We start from the raw sequence: 24,796 nt of genomic DNA on the forward strand, positions 1-24,796 counted from the left end.
GTGATGTGTGGGGCTTGAGTCCCTGAACGATAAACGCTCGTTCCTGAAAAGCCAAGGGCGAATCCGTTCGATGTCCGAAAGACGGAACGGACCCGCCGCATTAAAAAGGCCGGATTGAAATCCGGCCTGAAAATCATTCCTATTTACGCGCTCGCGACCGGAATCTTGCCGATCTTCGCCTGCCACTCCTTCGGCCCCGTCTGATGGACCGACGTGCCCTGCGAATCGACCGCGACCGTCACCGGCATGTCCTGCACGTCGAACTCGTAGATCGCTTCCATGCCGAGGTCTTCGAACGCGAGCACCTTCGCGCCGCGGATCGCCTTCGACACGAGGTACGCGGCGCCGCCGACCGCCATCAGATACGCGGCCTTGTGCTTCTTGATCGCGTCGATCGCGACGGGGCCGCGCTCGGCCTTGCCGACCATCGAGATGAGGCCCGTTTGCGCGAGCATCGTCTCGGTGAACTTGTCCATGCGCGTCGCCGTCGTCGGGCCTGCCGGGCCCACCACTTCGTCGCGCACCGGATCGACCGGGCCGACGTAGTAGATCACGCGGTTCGTGAAGTCGACGGGCAGCTTCTCGCCCTTGGCGAGCATGTCGGCGATGCGCTTGTGCGCGGCGTCGCGGCCGGTGAGCATCTTGCCCGACAACAGCAGCGTCTGGCCCGGCTTCCACGACGCGACTTCTTCCGGCGTCAGCGTATTCAGGTCGATGCGCCTGCTCGTTTCGGTGTTCGGCTCCCAGTGGACCTTCGGCCATGCGTCGAGCGACGGCGCCTCGAGCGACGCCTGCCCCGAGCCGTCGAGCACGAAGTGCGCGTGGCGCGTGGCCGCGCAGTTCGGGATCATCGCGACGGGCTTCGACGCCGCGTGCGTCGGCGCGGCCATGATCTTCACGTCGAGCACGGTTGCGAGGCCGCCGAGGCCCTGCGCGCCGATGCCGAGCGCGTTGACCTTCTCGTGCAGCTCGACGCGCAGTTCTTCGACCCAGTCCTTCGGGCCGCGCGCGATGATCTCCTGGATGTCGATCGACTCCATCAGCGATTCCTTCGCCATCAGCATCGCTTTCTCGGCGGTGCCGCCGATGCCGATGCCGAGCATCCCCGGCGGGCACCAGCCCGCGCCCATCGTCGGCACGGTCTTCAGCACCCAGTCGACGATCGAATCCGACGGGTTCAGCATCACGAACTTCGACTTGTTCTCCGAGCCGCCGCCCTTTGCCGCGACCTGCACGTCGACCTTGTCGCCCGGCACGATCTCATAGTGGATCACGGCCGGCGTGTTGTCCTTCGTGTTCTTGCGCGCGCCTTCGGGCGGGTTGACGATCGATGCGCGCAGCACGTTGTCCGGATGCGTGTAGCCGCGGCGCACGCCTTCGTTGATCATGTCGGTGACGCTCATCGTCGCGCCGCCGTTTTCACTTGCCCAGCGCACGTCCATGCCGACCTTCACGAAGATCGTGACGATCCCCGTGTCCTGGCAGATCGGGCGCTTGCCCTCCGCGCACATGCGGCTGTTCGTCAGGATCTGCGCGATCGCGTCCTTCGCGGCCGGGCTCTGTTCGAGCTCGTATGCGCGGCCGAGCGCCTGGATGTAGTCGAGCGGATGGTAGTAGCTGATGTACTGCAGCGAATCCGCGATGCTCTGGATCAGGTCTTCCTGTTTGATGACGGTCATGGCTGAGGCTCTGTGAGGACTGTGGGTATGGGAATCGACTCAGGCCGACTGTTGCGCCGGCTCGCGCGGCGCCGACGGGTGCGTCGGCGCTTCGTGGAAATGCTCGGGGTGCGTGTGCGTCGTCAGGCGGTCGACCCACGCCATCACGATCGCCGACACGAGGAACGCGACGTGGATCAGCACCTGCCACATGATCGCGTGCACCGTGTGCTGGTCCGGATTGATGAACGTCTTCAGCAGGTGGATCGACGAGATGCTGATGAGCGCCATCGACAGCTTCACCTTCAGCACGCCCGCGTTCACGTGGTCGAGCCATTCCGGCTCGTCCGGATGGCCCTCGACGCCCAGGCGCGACACGAACGTTTCATAGCCGCCGACGATCACCATGATGAGCAGGTTCGAGATCATCACCACATCGATGAGGCCGAGCACGGCGAGCATGACGCTCGTTTCGTCGAGGCTCGCCGCGTGCGACAGCAGATGCCAGACTTCCTTCAGGAACAGGAACACGTAGATCGCCTGCGCGACGATCAGGCCCAGATAAAGGGGGACTTGCAGCCAGCGGCTCATGAAGATGACGGCGGGCAGCGGGCGCATCTTGCGGCGGGCCGGGCGGGCGGCGCGCAGATCGGTCGGGGCGGCGGACATGGTCGGGCGAAGCGGGGATGCGGGGATATGGAGCGTTTTTGAAAAAAAGCGCGTTATTGTAACGCGTCGGTCGGGCCGCTTGCAGCGGCGCGGCATCGAGGCCGCGCATCGAGGCCGGTGGTGCCGGCTGGGCGCGAGGCCGACCGTGCGCCGCGGGCGCGGGCGGCGTGCGTTCAGGGCGAGTTCAGGGTGAGACGGGCGGCGAGCGCCGCACGCGCAGGCTCGCGAGCACGATGCCCGTCACGACGCACGCGAGCGCGATGCCGTGCGCGAGCGTCGGCCGTTCGCCGAGGAACAGGATGCCGTAGATCGCGGCCGAGATCGGCAGCACCGCGCTGAACACGCCGGCGAGGCTGCCCGGCACGTGACGGATGCCCTTCATCCACAGCCAGAACGAGAAGATGCTCGCGGACAGGCCATACCAGACGACGAGCGTCCAGACGCCCGCCGGCACGCTCGCGTAGTCGAAATGCCAGAGCGCGCCCGCGCCGAGCGGCAGCATCAGCAGCAGGCCGAACAGGTGGGTGTACGCGCAGATGTCGATCGGCGCGAGCGTCTGCGTGAGGCGCCGCGACAGGATCACGTAGATCGACTCGCAGCAGACCGCGCCGAGCATCAGCAGATTGCCGGCGAGCGAGCCCGCGTGCGCGCCGCCTTCGCTCGCGGTGCCGTTCGCGACATTGATCGTCACGACGCCGGCGATCGCGAGCGCGATCGACACGAGCGCACGCCTGTTCGGTTTCTCGCTCAGGAAGATCCATGCGAACAGCGCGACGACGGCCGGGATCGTGCTTGTGATGACGCCCGCCGCGACGGCGCTCGTGCGCTGCACGCCGTTGAGCATCAGCAGCGTGAACATGAACGTGCCGAAGAACGCCTGCAGGAACAGGTTCAGCCATTCGCCGCGCTTGACGGTGCGCATCTTGACGGGGCTGAAGAGCGGCCAGAGCACCGCGTTCGCGATGACGAAGCGCAGCGTGGCGAGGAGGGTGACGGGAACGAAGGCGACGATCGATTTGCCGATGCCGACGTTGCTGCCGACGAGCAACATCGACGCGATGAGAAAGAAGGCGTAGCGATTCAAGCTGGAATCCGGGCGACGAGTTGGTTAGCATTGTAGGGTCGCACGAAAGCCAGCGTAAAGCCGCGTCGGGCCGCTCGCCGCGTAAGTGACGGGTAAGTTCCGGCGCTTATCGTGAAACGTCTGCATCGTTTTGCCGCGGCCGTCCGGCGTGGTGCGGTGCAGCATCGCGCGTCACGTGAGCCGCATGCGGCGCGCAGGGTGGGAGACAGGCGCGTCGCGCGCCAATCAGACACGGCGCGCCCGATCGCGCCGGCACGTAGTGGGTTCCATGTTCACCAAGGGGTAGTCGATGTCTGCGATTGAATCGGTTCTGCACGAACGCCGCCAGTTCGCGCCGCCCGCCGCCGTGGAGAAGGCGGCAGCCATTTCCGGCATGGCGGCTTATCGGGCGCTCGCCGAAGAGGCTGAGCGCGATTACGAAGGATTCTGGGCGCGTCTCGCGCGCGAGACGCTCGAATGGCACAAGCCGTTCGGCAAGGTGCTCGACGAGACGAACGCGCCGTTCTACACGTGGTTCGAGGACGGCGAGCTGAACGCGTCGTACAACTGCCTCGACCGCCACGTCGCCGCCGGCCTCGGCGAGCGCGTCGCGGTGATCTTCGAGGCCGACGACGGCACCGTCACGCGCGTCACCTACGCCGATCTGCTCGCGCGCGTGTCGCGTTTCGCGAACGCGCTGAAGAGGCGCGGCGTCGGCCGCGGCGACCGCGTTGTCATCTACATTCCGATGTCGGTCGAAGGCATCGTCGCGATGCAGGCGTGCGCGCGGATCGGCGCGACGCACTCGGTCGTGTTCGGCGGCTTCTCGTCGAAGTCGCTGCACGAGCGCATTGTCGACGTCGGCGCGACCGCGCTCATCACGGCCGACGAGCAGATGCGCGGCGGCAAGGCGCTGCCGCTCAAGAACATCGCCGACGAGGCGCTCGCGATGGGCGGCTGCGACGCGGTGAAGACCGTCGTCGTCTATCGCCGCACGGGCGGCAACGTCGGCTGGCACGCGGGCCGCGACGTCTGGATGCACGAGATCGTCGCGAACGAGTCCGACGCGTGCGAGCCCGAGTGGGTCGGCGCCGAGCATCCGCTCTTCATCCTGTACACGTCCGGCTCGACCGGCAAGCCGAAGGGCGTCCAGCACAGCACGGCGGGCTATCTGCTGTGGGGCGCGCAGACGATGAAGTGGACGTTCGACTGGAAGCCGACCGACGTGTTCTGGTGCACGGCCGACATCGGCTGGGTCACGGGCCACTCGTACATCACGTACGGGCCGCTCGCCGTCGGCGCGACGCAGGTCGTGTTCGAGGGCGTGCCGACCTATCCGAACGCGGGCCGCTTCTGGAAGATGATCGGCGACCACAAGGTATCCGTGTTCTACACCGCGCCGACCGCGATCCGCTCGCTGATCAAGGCGGCCGAGGCCGACGACCACGTGCACCCGAAGAGCTACGATCTGTCGAGCCTGCGGATCATCGGCACGGTCGGCGAGCCGATCAATCCGGAAGCGTGGATGTGGTATCACAAGCACGTCGGCGGCGGGCGCTGCCCGATCGTCGACACGTGGTGGCAGACCGAGACGGGCGGCCACATGATCACGCCGCTGCCCGGCGCGACGCCGACCGTGCCGGGCTCGTGCACGCTGCCGCTGCCGGGCATCATGGCCGCCGTCGTCGACGAGACGGGCCAGGACGTGCCGAACGGGCAGGGCGGCATTCTCGTTGTCAAGCGTCCGTGGCCGGCGATGGCGCGCACGATCTGGGGCGACCCGGACCGCTTCAAGAAGAGCTATTACCCGGAAGAGCTCGGCGGCCGCCTCTATCTGGCGGGCGACGGCACCGTGCGCGACAAGGAAACCGGCTACTTCACGATCATGGGCCGCATCGACGACGTGCTGAACGTGTCCGGACACCGGCTCGGCACGATGGAGATCGAATCGGCGCTCGTGTCGCACGAACTCGTCGCGGAGGCGGCCGTGGTCGGCCGGCCGGACGACACGACGGGCGAGGCGGTCGTCGCGTTCGTCGTGTTGAAGCGCACGCGGCCGGAAGGCGAAGAGGCGGCGGCGCTCGCGAAGGCGCTGCGCGACTGGGTCGGCAAGGAGATCGGGCCGATCGCGAAGCCGAAGGACATCCGCTTCGGCGACAACCTGCCGAAGACGCGTTCGGGCAAGATCATGCGGCGCCTGCTGCGCTCGCTCGCGAAGGGCGAGGCGATCACGCAGGACACGTCGACGCTCGAGAACCCCGCGATCCTCGAACAGCTCGCCGAAGTGCGCTGAGCGTGACGGCGCGCGGCGCGCTGTCGAATGCGCGCCGCCCGAGCCCCTGCGCGGCAATCCCGATTGCCTGCGCAGGGGCTTTTTGTTACACAAGCGCATGGCCGCTTCTTCCGGTACCTCTTCGCCCACGCCGTCGCATCCCGCCGAACCGCCGTTCGTGCCGGTGCCGCTCGCGCGCGCGCATGCGCGCTACTGGCGTTTCAACGTCGCGCTGATCGCCGTGCTGATGACGATCGGCTTCGCCGTGTCGTTCGTCGTGCCGCTGTTCGCGCCGGCGCTCGCGCATCTGCGCTTCGCCGGCTTCAGCCTGCCGTTCTACGTCGGCGCGCAGGGCGCGATTCTCGTCTATCTCGCGCTGATCGGCGTCTACATCGTGCTGATGCAGCGCGCCGACCGGATTCTGCGGCGCGACTACGACGCGTATGCGGACGAAGCGAAGCGCAACGAAGCCATTTCGACGGACGCCGACGCATGCTGACGAATCGGCTGGTTCGCGCGTATGCGCTGTACACGATCGGCTTCGCCGCGTTCGTGCTGCTGCTGTGGCGGATCGAGCGCGCGACCGGGCCGGGCGTGTGGATCGGCTATGTGTTCCTGTTCGTGCCGATCGCGGTCTACGCGGTGATCGGGCTGCTGTCGCGGACCTCGGATCTCGTCGAATACTACGTGGCCGGGCGGCGCGTGCCGTCCGCGTTCAACGGCATGGCGACCGCCGCCGACTGGCTGTCCGCTGCCTCGTTCATCGGTCTCGCGGGCTCGCTGTACGCGACCGGCTACGACGCGCTCGCGTACCTGATGGGCTGGACGGGCGGCTTCTGCCTCGTCGCGTTCCTGCTCGCGCCGTATGTGCGCAAGCTCGCGCGCTACACGATTCCCGATTTCCTGGGCACGCGCTTTTCGAGCACGCTCGTCAGGGCGTTCGCGGCGATCGCCGCGATCCTGTGCTCGTTCGTCTACCTGGTCGCGCAGATACAGGGCATCGGCCTCATCGCGACGCGCTTCATCGGCGTCGATTTCTCGATCGGCATCTTCTGCGGCCTCGCGGGGATACTTGTCTGCTCGTTCCTCGGCGGGATGCGCGCGGTCACGTGGACGCAGGTCGCGCAGTACATCATCCTGATCATCGCGTTCCTGCTGCCCGTTTCGCTGATCGCGATGAAGAACGGCCTCGGGCCCGTGCCGCAATTCAATTACGGCCATCTGATGTCGCGTGTCGAAACGCTCGAGACGGAGATACGCGACGCGCCGCAGGAACGGCAGGTGCGCGACGCGTATCGCAGGCAGGCGGCCGAGATCCAGGCGCAGCTCGATCGGCTGCCGGCGTCTTACGAAGATGCGCGCGCGCGGCTCGTGGAAGACGTTGCCGCGCTGCGCCGGCACAACGGGCCGCTGCGCGAGATCAACCTGCGCGAGCGCGAGCTCGCCGAGTTTCCGCGCGATCCGGCGGCGGCGCGGGTCGTGTGGGAGCAGGCGCGCGACGATCTGCTCGCGCGCGCGGCGGACCCGGTGCCGATGCACGAGCCGTTTCCGGCCGCGAGCGACGACGACCGCCGCCCGCGCGAACGAAACTTCCTGGCGCTGCTGCTGTGCCTGTCGCTCGGCACGGCGAGCCTGCCGCACATTCTGACGCGCTACAACACGACGACGTCGGTGGCGTCCGCGCGGCGCTCGGTCGGCTGGACGCTGTTTTTCATCGCGCTGTTCTATTTGACGGTGCCGGTGCTCGCGGTGCTGATCAAGCACGAGATCCTGACGAATCTGGTGGGGCGGCCGTTCGCCGATCTGCCTGCATGGATTACGCAATGGCACCGATTCGAGCCGGGGCTCATCAGCGTCGTCGATCAGTTGCGCGACGGCATGATCCATTGGTCGGAGATCCAGATGCAGCCCGACATCGTCGTGCTCGCGGCGCCGGAGATCGCGGGACTGCCGTATGTCGTGTCGGGGCTGATCGCGGCGGGCGCGCTTGCCGCGGCGCTGTCGACGGCGGACGGACTGTTATTGACGATCGCGAATGCGCTGTCGCACGACGTCTACTACCACATGGTCGCGCCCGACGCGTCGAGCCAGCGGCGCGTGACGATCTCGAAGGTGCTGCTGCTTGGCGTTGCGCTGTTTGCGTCGTATGTCGCGTCGCTGAATACGGGAAAGATTTTGTTCCTGGTCGGGGCGGCGTTCTCGCTCGCCGCGTCGAGCTTCTTTCCGGTGCTCGTGCTTGGCGTGTTCTGGAAGCGCACGACGACGCGTGGCGCGGTGGCCGGGATGGTGACGGGGCTTGGCGTGTGCGTGTACTACATCGTGTCGACGTATCCGTTCTTCACGCAGATCACGGGCTTCGCGGGGCCGAACTGGCTCGGCATCGAGCCGATCAGCTCCGGCGTGTTCGGCGTGCCGGCCGGGTTTGCGATGGCGATCGTCGTGAGCCTGCTGGATCGGCGGCCGGATGCGTATACGAACGCGCTCGTCGACTATATCCGGCATCCGTGACGGGCGGTTTTCGCTGGGACTGGCGGCTTGGTTCCGGAGTTTGCTATACTTGCCGTCTTCCCGGAGAGATGGATGAGTGGTTTAAGTCGCACGCCTGGAAAGCGTGTATAGGTGAAAGCCTATCGGGGGTTCGAATCCCCCTCTCTCCGCCAGTAGGCTATTAAGCGGGATCTTCCGGGATTCTGCGACACACCCTCGAAGCCTTGCAACAGCAGGGTTTCGGGGGTTTTTCTTTTCTTGCCACCTCCCGCTTCAACTCGCACAATCCAACCATCAAACGGGGGTTGAAACGGGGGTTTCCGCGTGCGCGGTCGCATCGAATCAATTCTCGACGCCGAGAAGGCGTATGGACGGCGCGAAGGTGAGAACCCCGCTCGCTGGCGCGGCCACCTCGACAAACTCCTACCGAAGCAGAACAAGCGAAAGAAAGTGAAGCACCATCCGGCGCTGCCGTGGGGCGAACTGCCGGAGTTCATCCGAAAGCCCGAAGTGCGTGATGCGCGATCCGCGCGCATGCTGCATCTGTTGATTCTCACGTGCGTGCGCACGAACGAGATGCTGATGGCCCGGCCGGAAGAGTTCGATCTGCGCCGTAAGGTCTGGACGATTCCCGGCGACCGCATGAAGATGGGATTGCCGCTGCGCGTGGCACTATAGGACGTAGTGCATAGGCATAAGAAGCGCTTTGAATCCTCCGCCGCGTTGCAGAAATACCCTATCACCATTGACGGCGTGCCCGATAATGGGAAAAGAGCCGCATGAAGAAGGAAGTCGGGCCGCGACGATTCTTCGCCACCGGGCGCGTCTCCCTGAAATCTGCAAGGTGCGAAGTCGAATATTCGTGCAACAGCCGGGCCGACCATCTCGTATCCATGTCCAAACGTGAACGGTCCGTCATCTGAACGTCGTTCGGATCGAGACGTCCGACGTCGCCACAACCTGCGGGGTGTCGAATACAAGTTTCCATCGGCAGTTTCTTGAGACAGATGTATTCAAATGCTATCGAAAAGGGGAACCACATGTATCCGTGGATATGGCTTTGGGCTCCGAATTTTTATTTTCCATTGAGCGGCGCCGTCGACCAGACGATTCAGCCTGATTTGTTCGACACCATCGATCCAGGCGCGGGCAATGGAAGGGTCGAGCGGAAAGCATTCCAGGTTGCCTCGTATGGGCGCCAACTCGGGCTGATCACCGAGGTGCTGCTGGACATCGCCAGGAATCAATGAGCGATGTCGGCGGAAGCGAAAGAGTCCGTGGAATGCCTCAAGCGCATACAGGGCGAGATCGAGCAAATCAAAAAGGAAGAGTCAGAGTCGATCGCCGAGGAAATAAATGCCAGGCTCCTGCAACTGAAGACGCAAAATCCCAAAGAATTTTCACGGCTGCGCACGCAACTCCAGGACATCTTCAAGGAAGACTCCTGATTCCTTATTTCGGCATGCGACGCGGTTCCCAAAGCGGACGCGGTTCAAATTGGATGCTCGACACTTGAACCGGTCCATGTGCCGGTTCCGTTGACCGTGGGAGGCCTGCGTGGCTCGAACCGAGGCGCCCGACGCGGGTTGCGCCCGGGAAGGCGCCCGAGCGGCATTCCCGCCCGCTGATCCGCGATGAAAGTCTCGGACGCCATCTGCGCTCGCGCCTCGCGCCGCACGACGGCATCACACCGCGAATGCGCGATCGAACACGGTCCTGTCGTCGAACGCGAGCGTTCCGTTCGCGAAGATCAGATCGAGGTGATGGCTGCCCTGTTCGCCGCCGCCGAGACCGAGATGCAGGCCCGGATGCCGCTCCTCGAAGCCGGCGTTGCGGCCGTACAGCCCCTTGATTCCGAGGTTCGTGCCGATGCCGAACTCCTCGATCTTGCGGTGGTTCGCGTGCCGTTCCAGATACGACGCGAAATCGTGGCGAAAGCCAGGATGATCGCTGTCGAAGCCGGCGATCGTGCTGTTCTCGATGCGCAGCGTCGCAAGCCGCTCGGCGACCTTGTATTTGACGGCGAACGGAATGGTGCTGAGAAACGTCCCGCTGAACACGATCGAGCCGTGCAGATCGGTGACGTGCGTCGCGATCTCGCCAGGCACGACGTCGAGGTTGCCCATGCCGTCGACGCTCGTCCATTTCTGATCCGGCTTGAGCGAGCCCGTCAGCAGGTTGCCGGCCTCGTCGATGAAGCGGACCTGCGACGCGCGCGCGGCGGCGTCGATCAGCCGGCCGTTGCGCGCGGCGATGTCGTCGAGCGATTCCGAGAAGGCTTCGTCGAGATGCGGGCCGTAATCCTTGAACAGCACCGACTTGCCCCAGTGCTCGACGATTGCGGGCCGGATTGCCGAAAGGAACGGCGGGCCGCTCGGCAACGGCGTCGGCAGGCACGACGAGTCGTATAGCAGGACGAACAGATCGGAGCGGTCGATCGCCGCGATGATGTCGGCGGGCGGCGTGCTTTCGAGGCAGAGCGTGGTTGCGTCGAGCGATTCGGGTAGTGCGGAAAACGCTTGCAATGCGATATCGCGGTTGCTTGCGTCGTATCCGACCAGCAGATTCGCCGTATCCGAGCGCGCGAGCTTGTCGCGCAGTGCGGGATGAAAGCCGAGTGCGCGGTGCAGGTTCAGCATGCGTGTCTCCGGAAGCGACGGAAGGGCGCGCGCCCTTCCGTCAGATCGAATGGCCTGCTTAGACCGGCCAGAGCGCGGTGCCGAACGGCACCACCGCATCCTCGACCATCATGTCGACGGCTTCAGCATGCGTATCTTCCTGCATCCAGGCGAGCAAATCGATTTGCTGATTTTCCTGCATGTCAATTCTCCAGGTGTTGTGAGCACGAGTTATTCAACATGGAAACATGGCGGCCAGGCCGCCGCTGCTTGCGCGGCATTTCTTGTCAATGCCTTACAAGTGCATTCGATATTACTTGTCGATTTTATTGAATGCAATTGTCGATATTGTTTTTACTTGTCGTGTACTAAACACGGGAGAGGGCACGATGCGTCGCCGGCCGAAAATCGCAATGGTGATTGGAATTGATGTATGAAAGTGAATCCGGCTTCTTAAATAGTGGGAAAGCGAGGAGTGGATTGCCTATTGGTGTTTCTGATCTTCGATTCAATTTTTCGAATAATTTCGGGCGCCGGAATTCGAGAGATCGCGCAATCGCGCACGCACATCGGCAGGCGGAGACGACGCATTGCGCCGAATCGTCGTCGACGGACGGTCGGCCGCCCGGCATGCCGCCATGTCCTGCCGGTGCTGCGGATACATGGCGTTGACGGGCAGCGGAGCCTGCGCGAACGGTTCGAGCACGGTCACGAGCCGGCCCGCGTCCAGCGCGGCCGCGACGATGAAGTGCGGCAGCAGCGCGACGCCGAGCCCCGCGAGAGCGCGGGCAAGGGCATCGCGCGTAGCGAGTTCAACCATTCCGCGGACGAACCGGTGCATTTCCTGCTGATCTGGATCGGGCCGTCGGTGCGGGGCGTCGAGCCGCGCTATCAGCAGGCGAGCGTGAGCGACGACGAAAAAGCGCGGGCGGCTGCGCCTCATCGTGTCGCCGGAGGGGCAGGACGGCTCGCTGAAGATCCGGCAGGACGCGCGGGTCTACGCGGGCCTCTTCGACGGCGACGCGAGCGAGCGGTTCGAGCTGCCGCCGCGGCGCTTCGCCTATGTGCACGTCGCGCGCGGATCGGTGACAGTCAACGGCGTCGAGCTGCGCGACGGCGACGGCGCGCGGATTCGCGGCGAAGCGGCGCTGCAGATCGCGACGGCAAGCAGGCGGAGGTGCTGCTGTTCGATCTGCGGCCGATCGAAGTCACCGCCGAGTGGGCGTGACGCGGGCGCGCGATGGATGTTCGCCGGCGAAGCGGTAGAATCCGAATCGTCATATGAAAGTTGGCGGGTCGGCAGGCTCGCCGCAGCCCTTCATGTCGAGCATCGAACTCTACTGCGGCGCCGAAATCGAGCCCGATTCGGAAAAGCGCGTGCTGATCGCGCTTTTCGAGCATCTGGACGCGCGCGGTCTGCCTGCCGTCGTGCTCTCGAACTTCACGATCGGCCGATGCCAGATCGATTTTCTCGTCGGCACCGAATCGACGACGCTGCTGCTCGAGGTCAAGGGTTTTCGCGTGCCCGTCATCGGATTCGTCAACGGCTCATGGTCGAGCGTCTCGCCGGACGGCTCGCTTCAGCGCGAGCGGAACGGCTGGGACCAGGCGCTGAAGAACAAGTATGCGGTGCGGAAACGGCTGGGCGTCGAGATGTCCGGCAGATGGATTCCCTATCCCAACGCGGCCGTGCTGTTCGAGGCCGGCATCGCGCCCGGCTCGATGTTCGACGAGATGGATCACGAGTGGGTCGCGATTCGCGGAATCGAGCGTCTCGGCGAACTGCTGGCCGCCCGCGCGGGCGAGCCGTGGCCGCTCGATTGGCTGCGCCTGCTCGCCGGCACGCTGAATCTGGATCGCTCGACGCTGCAACTGGCGGTAGCCGGACCGGCGCGGTCGATGGCAGGGCGGCCGCCGTTTGCGGCCGAATCGCCCAGAACATTCGAGCCGTCTGGAGCGGCTGCGCCTGCGCCGTTCGACGCCTCCGCCCCGCCGAATCCGTCCCAGCCGTTCGTCGTGCCGTCGACCATCCGGACGGACGAAGGGCTGCCTCGCGCGCTGCCGGCAGACGTCGCGCCGGCTCGGCGCGGCGTCGTTCGACGCGCTGCGTCCGCGCCTGCCGTTTGGTCGCCCGCGGCCACAAGCGATGCGCACGCCGCGCGCAGCTCGAACGCCGCCGCACGTCCCGGGCTGCCTTCCGTCGCCACGGCGGTGCGGCCCGCCCGCGGCGAGCGGGCGCGCCGCCTGCCGTTGGGCGTCTTCGTACTGTTGAGCGCGGCTGCGTTCGTCTGGCGAAGCGACACGCGCTGTCCCGCCGAACGCAACCGCTGTCGCCGCGTCGCAGACGACGACGGTCAAGCCGCCGCGTCCGCATCGCCCGAAAAGGCACGTCGCGTCGAAACCGCGCCGGACGACCGCGCCGGCCAGAACCGATACGGCCCGAGTGGACGCGGCGGCCGATGCGGCGGCCGTCGCCGAACGGCCGGCGTCCGCTGTCCGATCCGAATCGCCGCCCACGGTCGAATATCCCGTATCCTGCCCGCCAGGTGTCGACCGTCTGGGCTGCAACGGACGCGTGGACCCGGAGTGACAGCCTGGCTGTCCCGCCGGTACGCGATCGACGATCCGATCAACGAAACCGCGCGCATTTGCGATGAGCGGCGGCGAGGCCGCCTCCGACGCCGATGCGCGATACGCACTGAGGGATTCACGATGAAACTGCTGCTCGTCGGATCGACGGGGCTCGTTGGCCGTCACGTGCTGGACCTGGCGCTCGCCGATCCGCGCGTCGATGGCGTGACGGCGCTCGCGCGCCGCGCGCTGCCCGCGCATCCGAAGCTGCATGCGCCGCGCGTCGATTTCGATCGTCTGCCCGAAGACGCGCCGTGGTGGCGCGCCGACGCGGCGATCTGCACGCTCGGCACGACGATGCGCGCGGCCGGCTCCAGGCCCGCGTTCCGGTTAGTCGATCACGACTATCCGCTCGCGGTTGCGCGCATCGCCCGGCGGCACGGCACGCCGACATACGTGCTCAATTCGGCGCTCGGCGCGGACCCGTCGTCGCGCTTTTTCTACAACCGCGTGAAGGGCGAGCTGGAGCGGGATCTGGCGGCCCTCGGGTTCGCATCGTTCACCGCGGTGCGGCCGGGCCTGATCGGCGGGCATCGGGACGAATTCCGCGCCGGCGAGCGAGCCGCCGTGCTTGCATTGACGCTGTTCGGGCCGCTGCTGCCGCGCGGCTGGCGGCTCAATCCGGTGCCGACGATCGCCCGCGCGTTGCTCGACGCGGCGCTGAATCCAGCGCCGGGCGCGCATCTCGTCACGTCCGATCGGCTGACCTGATCGCCGCGCGCGGGTTCGCATGCCGGCGCATCGGGCTCGCTCGCGATTCGCGCCGCTCCCTCAATGGCAATGCTTTCTACGGAGTCTGAATGGACAGTCATATCGCAGCGGTCGAGCTGAAGAAAGCTTACCGGCTCATCAATCATGGCCCGACGGTGCTCGTATCCGCCCGCCACAACGGCGTGGACAACGTGATGGCGGCGGCGTGGGCGTGTGCGCTGGATTTCTCGCCGCCGAAGCTGACGGTGGTGCTCGACAAGGCGACGAAGACGCGCGAATTGATCGAGCGCAGCGGACGCTTCGTCGTCCAGGTGCCGACGGCCGCGCAATTGCAGCTCACGCAGGAAGTCGGCAGCCATAGCCTGTCGAGTCAGCCGGACAAGCTGCGGCGCGCCGGCGTGCGGCTCTTTTCGATCGACGGCCACGACGCGCCGTTCGTCGAGGGCTGCTCGGCGTGGCTCGCGTGCACGCTCGTGCCGGAGCCGCACAACCAGCAGGCGCACGACCTGTTCATCGGCGAGGTTGCCGCCGCATGGTCCGATACGCGCGCGTTCAAGGACGGGCATTGGCAATTCGAACAGGCCGATCCCGCGTGGCGAAGCCTGCATCATGTCGCGGGCGGCCACTTCTATGCGATCGGCGAGCCGCTGTCGGCTCGCGGGGCCGGCGAGCAGGACGCCGAAGCCGCGCTGTAGAGGCGCGCGCCGCGCCGCGCGCTGCGCTCGACGTCCTCGTCGGCAGTTGGCCGTCTGTCGATCCTCCGACGGCTGATTCGAAACGAATCAGATGCTTCAGCGAGACTGGCTCGGAATGGCGACTCTGAAAAATCCGGATCGCCAGTAGGTCCAGCCGCCCGTCTGAGGCTCGAAAAAACCGTGCAACGGGATTCCGCTGCTGATCGAAAGCGTGACCTTCGTCTCGTCGATCCTGATCGACGCGGGGTTTCCCGAAGTCGGTCCATAGTAGCTCCAGATCAGGGGGTATACCTTTTCCTGATCGGGCGAGAAGAACAGGCAGACCGGATACGGGATGCATTTCAAATTGTGTTTGAAGATGAGGCTCGTATTGATCGTGTTGTCCGCCGGCCGCCAGTCCGAGTCATAAGCGAAATTGGCGCTGAACGTGGACGGGGATGACGAAATGGCTGATTCGGTATAGGTGATGTCGGTGCTCATCGTGAATTCCTCTTGTTCGCTGGGGGGAATCGAATGCGCTATTTCGCGAATGCCGCCGGATGGGGCGAGAGGGTGCGGCGTGCGGCCGGCGCGCGAATGAAAGGAGGCGGCGGGGTACGTATGTTCGCCTCGTCCATGTATGGTTGTGCGCGGAAAGTGTTTTGTCGACTATGAGTTCTGGTAGGGCGGTCAATCGGCCTTCGATCATCGGTCGCAAGACCGGTAACGGCCGGACGGTTTGATTTCTGCTCCGACGCCAGCCGGGGAATCGCGCGCGCGGGCCGGCACGCGTCCTAATATGAAAATGCGTCGATCGCCCGCCTGACCTTGCGCAGCGCGTCGCGCAGCGTTTGCGGATCGACGGACCCGAGCGCGACGCGGATCGCGTGCGGCACGTGCGCGGACGTCGCGAACGGCTCGGCGGTCGACACCGCCACCCGCTCGCGCATCAGCGCCATCGCGACGCGGTCGGCCCGCGCATCGTCGGCGAGCGGCAGCCACACGAAATACGACGCCGGATGGCGGACGCAGCGCAGCCCCGCGAACGCGCCGGTCGCGATCGCCTGCCGCGCCGCCGCGTCGCGGCGCTTGTCCGCCTCGAGGCGCGCGACCGTCCCGTCGTCGAGCCAGCCGCATGCGATCGCCGTCATTACGCCAGGCGTGTTCCACGTCGTGCCCCGGATCGCGCGCTCGATCGCCGGCATCCATTGCTCGGGCACCACGACGAAGCCGACGCGCAGCCCGGTCGCGACGTTCTTCGACAGCCCGGACACGTAGACGGTCGTCTCCGGCGCGAGCGCGGCGATCGGCGCGGGCGGATCGTCGGCGAGGAATGCATACGCGCCGTCCTCGATGATCAGCAGCCCGTGGCGGCGAGCGATCGCGACGAGCCGGCGCCGGCGGCGCGCGCTCATCACCCAGCCGAGCGGATTGTGCAGCGTCGGCATTGCATACACCGCGCGCACGCGCCGCGTTTCGCAGAGGCGCTCGAGCGCGTCGAGGTCGGGGCCCTGGCCGGACGCCGGAACCGGCGCGAGCTCGAGACGCTGCGCATCGGCGACGACCTTGAAGCCCGGATAAGTGAGCGCGTCGACGGCGACGACGTCGCCGGGCTGCAGCAGCGCCATCGCGGCCACGGCGAGCCCGTGCTGCGCGCCATTGACGATCGCCACGCGCGGCGCGTCGACCGGCAGCCCGCGGCACGCGAGATGGCGGGCGACCGACGTGCGCTCGTGCCATCGTCCGCCGTGCGGCTGATAGCGCAGCAGCGCGTCGAGGTCGCCCGACGACGCAAGCTGCCGCAGCGCACCGCGCAGCAGTTCGGCCTGCTCGGGCAGCGACGGATAGTTGAAGGCGAGATCGACGACGCCGGCGGCGCTCGCGTGCTGGTCGATGCCGAGCCCGCGCGGCAGCGCGGTTTCCCGGACGAACGTGCCGCGGCCGGTCTCGCCGCTCACGAGCCCCATCGCCTCGAGCTCCGCATAGACGCGCGTCGCGGTGACGAGCGCGAGGCCCTCGGCGGCTGCGAGCTTGCGATGCGTCGGCAGACGCGTGCCGGGCGGCAGGCGGCCCGAGCGGATGTCGGCGGCGAGCGTGTCGACGAGGCGTTTGTAGCGGGCGTGGGCCATGCCGATGTATCCATGACAATTATTTGATTGTATCGATTCTCGGACATACGATGCGTCGTTGCAATCGACCCGCGACGGAGACGACGCCATGCATATCGCTATTCTGACTTTCGAAGGCTTCAACGAGCTCGATTCGCTGATCGCGCTCGGCATTCTCAACTGCGTGAAGAAGCCGGGCTGGCGAGTGTCGATCGCGAGCCCGACGCCGCGCGTGCGCTCGATGAACGGCGTCGCGATCGACGCGCAGGCGTCGCTGCGCGACGCGAACGACGCCGACGCGGTGCTCGTCGGCAGCGGCATGCGCACGCGCGAAGTCGTGGCCGACGCCGCGCTGCTCGCGCAACTGCGGCTCGATCCGGCCCGGCAGTTGCTGGGCGCGCAGTGCTCGGGCACGCTCGTGCTCGCGAAGCTCGGGCTGCTCGACGGCGTGCCGGCGTGCACCGATCTCACGACGAAGCCGTGGGTGCAGGAGGCCGGCGTCGACGTGCTGAACCGGCCGTTCTTCGCGAACGGCAACGTCGCGACGGCGGGCGGCTGCCTCGCGTCGCATTACCTGGCTGCGTGGGTCATTGCGCGTCTCGACGGGCGGGAAGCGGCGGAGCGCGCGTTGCATTACGTCGCGCCCGTCGGCGAGAAGGAGGCTTACGTGTCGCGGGCGATGGCGCATGTCGTGCCGTATCTGGCCGCTTCGGCGACGGCCGCGTGAGCGAAGGGCGGCGCGCGTGTCGGTGCGGTCGACGCGGTCGATCGACGGCGACGCGATACAATCGTGGTGCGTCGAATGACGAATGCAGAACGTCGAACATGCTGAACGGTTGACTCACGACCGACGACCGACGCCACGCCGCATTCCGGCGAAATGCCTCGCGAGCCGCTCGCCCGCCTTCAGGAGACCCATGTTGACTTCCGGCATCGCCCGCCGCGCGCATCGCGGCCCGCAAGCGACAATCGACGAAGCCGCGGCCGCCGCCGCGGGCGGCGTCGCCGCGCGCACGTCGCCCGCGAGGATCTTCGCGTTCAACGGCGACGCCGACGGCCTGTGCGCATTGCAGCAGTTGCGCCTTGCCGAAGGGCCGGGCGGCACGCTGGTGACGGGCGTCAAGCGGGACATCCGATTGCTGGGCCGCGTGTCGGCCGCCGCCGGCGACGAGGTCACGGTCCTCGACGTATCGCACGATCAGAACCGCGCGGACGTCGGGCGGCTGCTTGCGGCGGGCGCGCGGTTGCGCTACTTCGACCATCACTTCGCGGGCGCGTTGCCCGACCATCCGAATTTTCACGCGTACATCGACACCGCCGCCGACGTCTGCACGAGCGCGATCGTCGATCGCTACCTGAACGGACGCCACGCGCGCTGGGCGATCGTCGCGGCGTTCGGCGACGCGCTGCCGCGGCTCGGCGAGACGCTCGCGCGCGCGCATCGCATCGCGCCGGCGGCGCTCGAGCGATACGCGCGGCTCGGTTTGTGCCTGAACTACAACGCGTACGGCGAGCACGTCGACGATCTGCATTTCGATCCCGCCGCATTGGCGGAGATGATGCAGCCGTTCGCGGAGCCGCTCGACTTCATCGACAGCACCGACGTGCTGCGCGTGCTGAGCGACGGCTATGACGCCGACCTGCGCTGCGCGCGCGCGGTGCGCCCGGCAGTGGCCGCGTCGCGCGCGATCATGCTCGTGCTGCCCGCCGAGCGCTGGGCGCGCCGCGTGACCGGCGTGCTTGCGAACGAGCTCGTGCGCGAGCATCCGGCGTGCGCGCTGGCGATTCTGAGTCCGAGGACGGACGGCAGCTACGTCGTCAGCGTGCGCGTGCCGGAGAGCGGCACGATCGGGGCGGACGATTTCTGCCGACGCTTCGAAACGGGCGGCGGACGCAAGCGCGCGGCGGGCGTCAACTATCTGCCGGCCGATCGGGTCGACGAGTTCGCCGCGCAATTCCGCGCGAGCTTCGACGCGCCCGCCGAAAGCGCGTAAGACGCGCGGGCGGCGGACACGGCCGGCCGCGCGCGTCGCGTCAATTGCCGCTTGCCGCCGAATTCGCTTCCGTCACGTGCGCGCCGCCCGACGTCAGCATCGTGCGCAGCCGCGCGGCGTCGAAGAAGTCGGAATGCCGCCCGGCCGAATCGAGCAGCACCATCACGACATCGCGCCCGTCGATCGTCGTCTGCATCACGAGGCAAATGCCGGACTCCTTGATATAGCCCGTCTTCTGCACGCCGATGTTCCAGTCGTCGTCGCGCAGCAGGATGTTCGTGCTGTGGTAGTAGAGCGTGCGCAGGCCCGTGTCGACGTCGTATTTCAGATCGGTCGAATACTGGCGGATCAACGGGTACTGGTAAGCGGCCTCGACCATCTTCACGAGATCGCGCGCGGTCGACACATTGTGTTTCGACAGCCCGGTCGGATTCTCGAAATGCGTGTCGACCATGCCGAGCGATCGCGCCTTCTGGTTCATCGCGTCGACGAATGCGTCGCGGCCGCCCGGATAGTAGCGCGACAGCGCCGCCGCGGCGCGATTCTCGGACGCCATCAGCGCGATGTGGAGCATGTCGTCGCGAGTGAGCGTCGAGCCGATCGCGAGGCGCGAGCCCGTGAACTTGTCCTGATCGCGATCGTCGTCGGTCACTTCGATCGGCTCGTCGAGCGGCGCCTTCGAATCGAGCACGACCATCGCGGTCATCAGCTTCGTCACCGACGCGATCGGCGCGACCGACTGCGAATTCCGGTCGAACAGCGCTTCGCCCGTGTGCTGGTCGACCATGTAGACGATGTTCGACCGGAGTCCGAACGGTCGCGGCGTGTCGCGCGGCTCGAACGCGCGGCCGCCGAGCGGCGCGCGCGGCGAGAACGCCACGCGGCGCATGCCGCCCGCCAGCCGGTAGCGGCCGGCCTTCATGTGGTGCGTGGCGAGCGCGTGCCGCGCGAGCGACGCGTGGCCCGGCTGCGGATGAAAACTGGCGGTGCGAATCGACGCGGCAGCCGCGGGATGCCGCTTCGACACGGGCGATTTCGCCTGCGCGCCGAACGACGGAACGGCGAGTACGGATGCGAGGACGATCGGCAACACCGTTCGTTTCGACGTACGAAGTACGAATCCACACATCGCTTTCAACGAGGAAAACGGTGTCGCTTTCATGGCGCCCCTGTTTTTGGATGCCGGCTTTGGAACGATTATAGTAACGGCCTATTACGGTAGCAATTACAGTGACATAGGGAATATTCCTCATCCAAATTATTTAATTTGAAACGATCGTTTTGCATTCCTGTCGGATGAGGAAATTCACGCTGCGGGAAGGCCGCGCGACGAAGCGCGCCGCGCCCCTGGCGCGCTTCGTTCTGGAATCGATCCCGCCCGGCAGCCGGGATTCCCGCACCGTTTTCCCGGTTCTGTTTCCAATGCGCGCGTCGGCTGCGCGCGCGCACGAAATATGCGAGACGATGCCGATTGATCCAACGCAATGGCGGGTGCCGCGCGCGGCCTATGCTGGGCTTGTCGTGCCGGGCGTCGAGCGAGCGCAGCGCGATGCCGGGAGCCGGCATGCGCGGCCGCCGGCGTCCGTGCACGGCCCCGACGCGCGTCGCGGCCCAAGATGAAAGCGCGCGATGCACGCGCGGCCGCGCATCGCGCCGGTCCGCGCCGTCGGGCCGCGCCGCCGTCCATGTGACGGGAGGTCGACCATGCCGATCCACAATGCCGATTTCGCGGCGGTCTTCGCGGAGATCGCCGACTTGCTCGAGATACAGGGCGCCAATCCGTTTCGCGTGCGCGCGTACCGCAACGCGTCGCGCACGGTCGGCGGGCTCGGCCGCGACATCGGCGCGATGATCGCCGACGGCAGGAGCCTCGACGACATCCCGACGATCGGAGCCGATCTCGCCAACAAGCTGCGCGAGATCGCGACGACCGGCACCTGCGAGCTGCAGCAGCAACTGCGCCGGGCGCTTTCGCCCGCGATCGTCGAACTGCTCGGCGTGCCTGGGCTCGGCGCGAAGCGCGTGCGCGCGCTGCACGACGCGCTGCATGTCGAGACGCTCGAGCAATTGAAGGGCGCGGCCGAGAACGGCAAGATCCGCGGGCTGCCCGGCTTCGGCGAGAAAACCGAGGCGCACATCGCGGAGGCGATCGGCGCGCGGCTGCGGCGCAAGTCGCAGCGGTTCCTGCTGTCGTTCGCGACGCAATATCTGACGCCGCTCCTCACCTATCTGCGCGAGACGCCGTGCGTGTCCGAGGCGGTCGCGGCCGGCAGCTTCCGCAGGCGGCGCGAGACCGTCGGCGATCTCGACATCGTCGTCACGTCGAGCGATCCGGCGAAGGTGTCGGCGCGCTTCGTCGCGTACGACGAAGTCGCGCGCGTGCTCGCGAGCGGCGACACGCGCTCGAGCATCGTGCTTCGCTGCGGCATTCAGGTCGATCTGCGCGTCGTGTCGCCGGTGTCGCTCGGCGCGGCGCTCGTCTACTTCACTGGATCGAAGGCGCACAACATCGCGATGCGGCGCATCGCGCAGGCGCGCGACCTGAAGATCAACGAATACGGCGTGTTCAACGGCGAGCGGCGCATCGCCGGCGCGACCGAGGAATCGGTCTACGCATCGATCGGCCTCGCCTGGGTGCCGCCCGAACTGCGCGAGAACCAGGGCGAGATCGAAGCCGCGCGCGAGGGCCGGCTGCCGACGCTCGTCGAGCGCAAGCATTTGCGCGGCGACCTGCATGCGCACACGAACGCGACCGACGGGCGCGACAGCCTGCACGACATGGCGCTCGAGGCGCGCAAGCGCGGCCTCGACTATCTGGCGATCACCGATCATTCGCGCCGGCTCGGCGTCGCGCACGGTCTCGACGCGGACCGTCTCGCCAGACAAATCGACGAGATCGACCGGTTGAACGAAACGCTCGACGGCATCGTGCTCCTGAAGGGGATCGAGGTCGACATCCTCGAGGACGGCTGCCTCGATCTGCCCGACGGCGTGCTCGCGCGGCTCGATCTCGTGGTCGGCGCGGTTCACAGCCATTTCGATCTGTCGCGCGCCGCGCAGACCGCGCGCGTGCTGCGCGCGATGGACCATCCGTATTTCACGATCCTCGCGCATCCGTCGGGGCGGCTGCTCGGCGAGCGCGACGCATACGACATCGATCTCGCCCGCGTGATCGAGCATGCGCGCGCACGCGGCTGCCATCTGGAGCTGAACGCGCAGCCGCAACGGCTGGATCTCGCCGACGTCTGGTGCCGGCAAGCGGCCGAGGCCGGCGTGCTCGTGTCGATCGATTCGGATGCGCACCGTCGCGAGGATCTGGGCCATCTCGGGATCGGCGTCGATCAGGCGCGGCGCGGCTGGCTGACGAAGGAGCAGGTGCTCAACACGCGCACGCTCGCGCAGTTGCGGCCGCTGCTCGCGCAGACGATGGGGGGCGGTGCGGCGTCGTCCGCGGGCGGCCCGGCCAAGCGTGCGCCGGCCAAGCGGACGGCCGTGCGCGGCACTGATGACGGCGGCGCGCGCCGCACGAAGAAGAACGCGCGCGGGGCGGCCTGAGCGCGCCGCCACGGCAGGCGCAAGTCAGCCGCCGGTTGATTCGCGCGCTGCGGCTCGCGGCGTTCAAGCCGCCATCGACGAATGCGGATGCATTCATCCGACCATTGCGGCGCTTCGGCGCCGTGTTGCGGATCGAATCGCTCGTGTTGCTCGGCGTGGTTGCGGCGGCTGCGGTGCTCGCGTCGAGCGTGCTGCCGGGCGCGCTCTGAAAGCCGGAAAACAGCAGACAGACAGCAGACAAACAGCAGACGAAACCGCGATTGCGGCATGCACGTTGTCATCGATCATCGATCGGCAATCGATCTGTCGAACAGCACTTCAGACGACGCCCATGCGTGCCGTATACCGGGCTAACGGTGACGGGTGGCAATGCGAAGCGTGCGTTCCAACCATACAGATGCATGACGGGAGCACGATCAATTTTCATACGATTGGCTCGCGTCATCGAACGCGCCTTCGCGATGTCGTCAACCGAGCCGTTCACCTCCCCACTGTTACCTGCGTCTGCATCATGAAACTCTTCTACGACATGAAGATCGGCGCCCGGCTGATCGTGCTGATCCTTGCCGCGCTCACCGCGCTGTGCGCCATCACCGGCTTCGGCATCTACGAAAGCCGCCGCGTCTACACGGCCGCCAGCTATTCGACGGTCAACACCGTGCCGAGCTTCGTCGTGCTCGACGACGCGCAGCGCGCTTTCGATTCGATGCTGCTGCTCGTGAATCAGCACGCGTTCTCGACAAACGCCGATCAAACCAGGGATCTCGAACAGAAGATCGCGCAGGAGCGGCGCAATGTGGACAACCAGTTCTCGAAGTACGACGCGCTGCTATCCAACGACAAGGACAAGGAATTGCTCGCGGCGGATCGCACGCTGATGAGCCAGTTCGACACGATGCGCGACAACGTGCTCGCGCTGTCGCGCGACGGCAAGAAACAGGAAGCGGGCGAGCTGATGGGCACGCGGATGACCGAACTCGCGCAGCAGGTGAACACGGCGCTCGCCGCGCACCGCGCGTTCAACGTCGATCTCGGACAGGCAGGATCGAACGAAGCGAAGGACATCATCGATCGCGCGGTGACGCTCGAGGCGTCGGCGGCCGCCGTCGTGCTCGCGGTCGTGCTATGGCTCGGCGTGCTGATCTCGCGTTCGATCACGAAGCCGATGGGCGACGCGGTGAAGTTCGCGCGCACCGTGGCCGACGGCGACCTGACGGCGCACATCGACGCGACGTCGAAGGACGAGACGGGGCAGTTGCTGAAGGCGCTCGGAGACATGAACGACAGCCTGAAGGGCATCGTCGAGCGCGTGCGGATGGGCAGCGACGCAGTGGCGACCGCGTCCGGGCAGATCGCGGCCGGCAACCTCGATCTGTCGTCGCGGACCGAAGAACAGGCGGCGTCGCTGCAGGAGACCGCGTCGAGCATGGAAGAGCTCACGTCGACCGTCCGGCAGAACGCGGAAAACGCCCAGCAGGCGAGCGGGCTCGCGTCGAATGCATCGGACGTCGCGCTGCGCGGCAGCACGGTCGTCGGCCAGGTCGTCGATACGATGAGCGATATCAGCGAGCGTTCGTCGAAGATCGCGGAAATCATCGGCATCATCGAAGGCATCGCGTTCCAGACCAACATCCTCGCGCTGAACGCGGCCGTCGAGGCCGCGCGCGCGGGCGAGCAGGGCCGCGGCTTCGCGGTCGTCGCGGGCGAGGTGCGCGGGCTCGCGCAGCGTTCGTCGAGCGCGGCGAAGGAGATCAAGGAGCTCATCAGCGCATCGGTGCAGAAGATTCGCGACGGCTCCACGCTCGCCGGCGAAGCGGGCAGGACGATGACCGAGGTCACGCAGGCGGTGGCGCGCGTGACCGACATCATGGGCGAGATCGCGGCGGCGTCGGCCGAGCAGAGCCGCGGCATCGAACAGGTCAATCTCGCGATCACGCAGATGGACGAAGTCACGCAGCAGAACGCCGCGCTCGTCGAGGAGGCGGCGGCCGCTTCGCATTCGCTCGAGGAGCAGGGGCGCGAGCTGAAGCAGGCGGTCGCGTTCTTCCGGCTCGATGGCCTCGCGGCCGGCTCGCCGGCGGAGCCGGTGACACCGCCGCATCGGGCCGCGCCGCCGGCGCGCGCGGCGGCGAAGACGCCGGCGACACGGGCCGCGCATGCGGCGCGCACGCTCGACGTCGCGAAGCCGGCCGCGTCCGCCGCCGTTGCCGCGGCGCCCGCGCCAGCCGCATCGGCTTCGCGCGCGACGGTGGCGGCGGATGCGAACGCGGACTGGGAAACGTTCTGAACGCCGGATGACGGCGCGCGATCGCCGCGCAACGTCATCGGCCGCCGCATTCGTCAGGTTTCCCGAACG

General features: G+C 66.7%; 19 protein-coding genes, 1 tRNA gene and 5 pseudogenes. 16 read left to right on the forward strand and 9 right to left on the reverse strand.

The genetic code is table 11. The features are described from left to right. Positions 1–143 precede the first annotated feature (143 nt). The 3 genes from AQ610_RS21505 to AQ610_RS21515 form a co-directional block, all read right to left on the reverse strand. On the reverse strand, positions 144–1,679 hold the full coding sequence (locus tag AQ610_RS21505; protein ID WP_006028499.1) for a fumarate hydratase: 1,536 nt from the start codon (positions 1,677–1,679) through the stop codon (positions 144–146). Between the two features lie 39 nt (positions 1,680–1,718). Further along, a complete protein-coding gene (locus AQ610_RS21510; RefSeq protein ID WP_006028500.1) occupies positions 1,719–2,327 on the reverse strand; it encodes a TIGR00645 family protein in 609 nt (202 codons plus the stop codon). 184 nt (positions 2,328–2,511) lie between these two features. Next, positions 2,512–3,411, reverse strand: a complete 900-nt coding sequence (locus AQ610_RS21515) for a DMT family transporter (protein ID WP_006028501.1) — start codon at positions 3,409–3,411, stop codon at positions 2,512–2,514. A gap of 289 nt (positions 3,412–3,700) precedes the next feature. Here AQ610_RS21515 and acs point away from each other — a divergent pair, with 289 nt between their 5' ends. The 6 genes and pseudogenes from acs (at position 3,701) to AQ610_RS36290 (ending at position 9,597) form a co-directional block, all read left to right on the forward strand. Then, on the forward strand, positions 3,701–5,683 hold the full coding sequence (gene acs, locus AQ610_RS21520; protein WP_006028502.1) for an acetate--CoA ligase: 1,983 nt from the start codon (positions 3,701–3,703) through the stop codon (positions 5,681–5,683). Positions 5,684–5,780: 97 nt separating this feature from the next. Next, positions 5,781–6,161 (forward strand): DUF4212 domain-containing protein, encoded by a 381-nt coding sequence (locus AQ610_RS21525; RefSeq protein WP_015603650.1) that lies wholly within the window; start codon positions 5,781–5,783, stop codon positions 6,159–6,161. After that, positions 6,155–8,170 carry a sodium:solute symporter family protein gene (locus AQ610_RS21530; protein ID WP_006028504.1) on the forward strand — a complete coding sequence of 672 codons (2,016 nt, stop codon included), beginning with the start codon at positions 6,155–6,157 and terminating at the stop codon, positions 8,168–8,170. The genes AQ610_RS21525 and AQ610_RS21530 overlap by 7 nt, the downstream gene beginning before the upstream one ends. A gap of 62 nt (positions 8,171–8,232) precedes the next feature. Beyond that, positions 8,233–8,322, forward strand: a tRNA-Ser gene (locus tag AQ610_RS21535). A gap of 151 nt (positions 8,323–8,473) precedes the next feature. Then, positions 8,474–8,827, forward strand: a complete 354-nt coding sequence (locus tag AQ610_RS21540) for a tyrosine-type recombinase/integrase (protein WP_009914380.1) — start codon at positions 8,474–8,476, stop codon at positions 8,825–8,827. 362 nt (positions 8,828–9,189) lie between these two features. Further along, a pseudogene (locus tag AQ610_RS36290) lies at positions 9,190–9,597 on the forward strand (hypothetical protein). Positions 9,598–9,834: 237 nt separating this feature from the next. Here the strand turns inward: AQ610_RS36290 and AQ610_RS21550 are convergent. The 3 genes and pseudogenes from AQ610_RS21550 to AQ610_RS37545 all read right to left on the reverse strand — a co-directional run. Beyond that, the gene (locus AQ610_RS21550; RefSeq protein ID WP_006028508.1) at positions 9,835–10,788 is read right to left on the reverse strand and encodes a hypothetical protein; all 954 of its coding nucleotides are present in this window, start codon (positions 10,786–10,788) and stop codon (positions 9,835–9,837) included. Positions 10,789–10,846: 58 nt separating this feature from the next. After that, positions 10,847–10,969: a hypothetical protein gene (locus AQ610_RS37950; RefSeq protein ID WP_009893885.1), complete on the reverse strand. Its 123-nt coding sequence runs from the start codon at positions 10,967–10,969 to the stop codon at positions 10,847–10,849. 423 nt (positions 10,970–11,392) lie between these two features. After that, positions 11,393–11,569, reverse strand: a pseudogene (locus tag AQ610_RS37545) (LysR substrate-binding domain-containing protein); the annotation flags it as partial. Here AQ610_RS37545 and AQ610_RS31940 point away from each other — a divergent pair. The 4 genes and pseudogenes from AQ610_RS31940 to AQ610_RS21570 all read left to right on the forward strand — a co-directional run. Continuing rightward, positions 11,549–11,995: pseudogene (locus AQ610_RS31940) on the forward strand (pirin family protein); the annotation flags it as partial. The pseudogenes AQ610_RS37545 and AQ610_RS31940 sit on opposite strands and share 21 nt — an antisense overlap. A 92-nt stretch (positions 11,996–12,087) precedes the next feature. After that, positions 12,088–12,402, forward strand: a pseudogene (locus tag AQ610_RS37550) (nuclease-related domain-containing protein); the annotation flags it as partial. Positions 12,403–13,479: 1,077 nt separating this feature from the next. Further along, on the forward strand, positions 13,480–14,109 hold the full coding sequence (locus tag AQ610_RS37555) for a Rossmann-fold NAD(P)-binding domain-containing protein (protein ID WP_009914383.1): 630 nt from the start codon (positions 13,480–13,482) through the stop codon (positions 14,107–14,109). Between the two features lie 89 nt (positions 14,110–14,198). Beyond that, a complete protein-coding gene (locus tag AQ610_RS21570; protein ID WP_006028512.1) occupies positions 14,199–14,804 on the forward strand; it encodes a flavin reductase family protein in 606 nt (201 codons plus the stop codon). A 96-nt stretch (positions 14,805–14,900) separates the two neighbouring features. Here AQ610_RS21570 and AQ610_RS21575 read toward each other — a convergent pair whose 3' ends face one another. Next, entirely contained in the window at positions 14,901–15,284 is a 384-nt protein-coding gene (locus AQ610_RS21575; RefSeq protein WP_006028513.1) for a hypothetical protein, read from the reverse strand. A 293-nt stretch (positions 15,285–15,577) separates the two neighbouring features. Beyond that, on the reverse strand, positions 15,578–16,912 hold the full coding sequence (locus tag AQ610_RS21580) for an aminotransferase-like domain-containing protein (RefSeq protein WP_009914384.1): 1,335 nt from the start codon (positions 16,910–16,912) through the stop codon (positions 15,578–15,580). A gap of 88 nt (positions 16,913–17,000) precedes the next feature. Between AQ610_RS21580 and AQ610_RS21585 the strand changes: the two genes are divergently transcribed. Both AQ610_RS21585 and AQ610_RS21590 read left to right on the forward strand, forming a co-directional pair. Further along, positions 17,001–17,618 carry a DJ-1/PfpI family protein gene (locus tag AQ610_RS21585; protein WP_006028515.1) on the forward strand — a complete coding sequence of 206 codons (618 nt, stop codon included), beginning with the start codon at positions 17,001–17,003 and terminating at the stop codon, positions 17,616–17,618. A 190-nt stretch (positions 17,619–17,808) separates the two neighbouring features. Next, positions 17,809–18,885: a DHH family phosphoesterase gene (locus tag AQ610_RS21590; protein ID WP_006028516.1), complete on the forward strand. Its 1,077-nt coding sequence runs from the start codon at positions 17,809–17,811 to the stop codon at positions 18,883–18,885. 40 nt (positions 18,886–18,925) lie between these two features. Here the strand turns inward: AQ610_RS21590 and AQ610_RS21595 are convergent, their stop codons facing one another. Then, positions 18,926–20,047 carry a serine hydrolase gene (locus tag AQ610_RS21595; RefSeq protein ID WP_197417885.1) on the reverse strand — a complete coding sequence of 374 codons (1,122 nt, stop codon included), beginning with the start codon at positions 20,045–20,047 and terminating at the stop codon, positions 18,926–18,928. A 134-nt stretch (positions 20,048–20,181) separates the two neighbouring features. On the opposite strand from AQ610_RS21595, the gene AQ610_RS36295 reads away from it, so the two are divergent. From AQ610_RS36295 to AQ610_RS21610, 4 genes and pseudogenes are all read left to right on the forward strand, one after another. Continuing rightward, complete coding sequence (locus AQ610_RS36295) at positions 20,182–20,505, forward strand: hypothetical protein (RefSeq protein ID WP_009914387.1); 324 nt, start codon at positions 20,182–20,184, stop codon at positions 20,503–20,505. Positions 20,506–20,589: 84 nt separating this feature from the next. Next, positions 20,590–22,440, forward strand: a complete 1,851-nt coding sequence (gene polX / locus AQ610_RS21605; protein ID WP_006028519.1) for a DNA polymerase/3'-5' exonuclease PolX — start codon at positions 20,590–20,592, stop codon at positions 22,438–22,440. Between the two features lie 53 nt (positions 22,441–22,493). Next, positions 22,494–22,649 (forward strand): annotated as a pseudogene (locus AQ610_RS36300) (copper resistance protein CopD); the annotation flags it as partial. 302 nt (positions 22,650–22,951) lie between these two features. Beyond that, on the forward strand, positions 22,952–24,727 hold the full coding sequence (locus tag AQ610_RS21610) for a methyl-accepting chemotaxis protein (protein WP_006028520.1): 1,776 nt from the start codon (positions 22,952–22,954) through the stop codon (positions 24,725–24,727). The last annotated feature ends 69 nt before the right edge of the window (positions 24,728–24,796 follow it).

This window comes from Burkholderia humptydooensis (assembly GCF_001513745.1).
Lineage (GTDB): Bacteria > Pseudomonadota > Gammaproteobacteria > Burkholderiales > Burkholderiaceae > Burkholderia > Burkholderia humptydooensis.

Excerpts from the sequence above, each read along its gene's own strand:
- AQ610_RS21525 (WP_015603650.1), top strand. The coding sequence starts at position 5,781 with ATGGCCGCTTCTTCCGGTACCTCTTCGCCCACGCCGTCGCATCCCGCC.
- acs (WP_006028502.1), top strand. The coding sequence starts at position 3,701 with ATGTCTGCGATTGAATCGGTTCTGCACGAACGCCGCCAGTTCGCGCCG.
- polX (WP_006028519.1), top strand. The coding sequence starts at position 20,590 with ATGCCGATCCACAATGCCGATTTCGCGGCGGTCTTCGCGGAGATCGCC.
- AQ610_RS21575 (WP_006028513.1), bottom strand. The coding sequence starts at position 15,284 with ATGAGCACCGACATCACCTATACCGAATCAGCCATTTCGTCATCCCCG.
- AQ610_RS21530 (WP_006028504.1), top strand. The coding sequence starts at position 6,155 with ATGCTGACGAATCGGCTGGTTCGCGCGTATGCGCTGTACACGATCGGC.
- AQ610_RS21610 (WP_006028520.1), top strand. The coding sequence starts at position 22,952 with ATGAAACTCTTCTACGACATGAAGATCGGCGCCCGGCTGATCGTGCTG.
- AQ610_RS37555 (WP_009914383.1), top strand. The coding sequence starts at position 13,480 with ATGAAACTGCTGCTCGTCGGATCGACGGGGCTCGTTGGCCGTCACGTG.
- AQ610_RS21580 (WP_009914384.1), bottom strand. The coding sequence starts at position 16,912 with ATGGCCCACGCCCGCTACAAACGCCTCGTCGACACGCTCGCCGCCGAC.
- AQ610_RS37950 (WP_009893885.1), bottom strand. The coding sequence starts at position 10,969 with ATGCAGGAAAATCAGCAAATCGATTTGCTCGCCTGGATGCAGGAAGAT.
- AQ610_RS21585 (WP_006028515.1), top strand. The coding sequence starts at position 17,001 with ATGCATATCGCTATTCTGACTTTCGAAGGCTTCAACGAGCTCGATTCG.
- AQ610_RS21570 (WP_006028512.1), top strand. The coding sequence starts at position 14,199 with ATGGACAGTCATATCGCAGCGGTCGAGCTGAAGAAAGCTTACCGGCTC.
- AQ610_RS21510 (WP_006028500.1), bottom strand. The coding sequence starts at position 2,327 with ATGTCCGCCGCCCCGACCGATCTGCGCGCCGCCCGCCCGGCCCGCCGC.
- AQ610_RS21590 (WP_006028516.1), top strand. The coding sequence starts at position 17,809 with ATGTTGACTTCCGGCATCGCCCGCCGCGCGCATCGCGGCCCGCAAGCG.
- AQ610_RS21550 (WP_006028508.1), bottom strand. The coding sequence starts at position 10,788 with ATGCTGAACCTGCACCGCGCACTCGGCTTTCATCCCGCACTGCGCGAC.
- AQ610_RS21595 (WP_197417885.1), bottom strand. The coding sequence starts at position 20,047 with ATGAAAGCGACACCGTTTTCCTCGTTGAAAGCGATGTGTGGATTCGTA.
- AQ610_RS36295 (WP_009914387.1), top strand. The coding sequence starts at position 20,182 with ATGAGGAAATTCACGCTGCGGGAAGGCCGCGCGACGAAGCGCGCCGCG.
- AQ610_RS21505 (WP_006028499.1), bottom strand. The coding sequence starts at position 1,679 with ATGACCGTCATCAAACAGGAAGACCTGATCCAGAGCATCGCGGATTCG.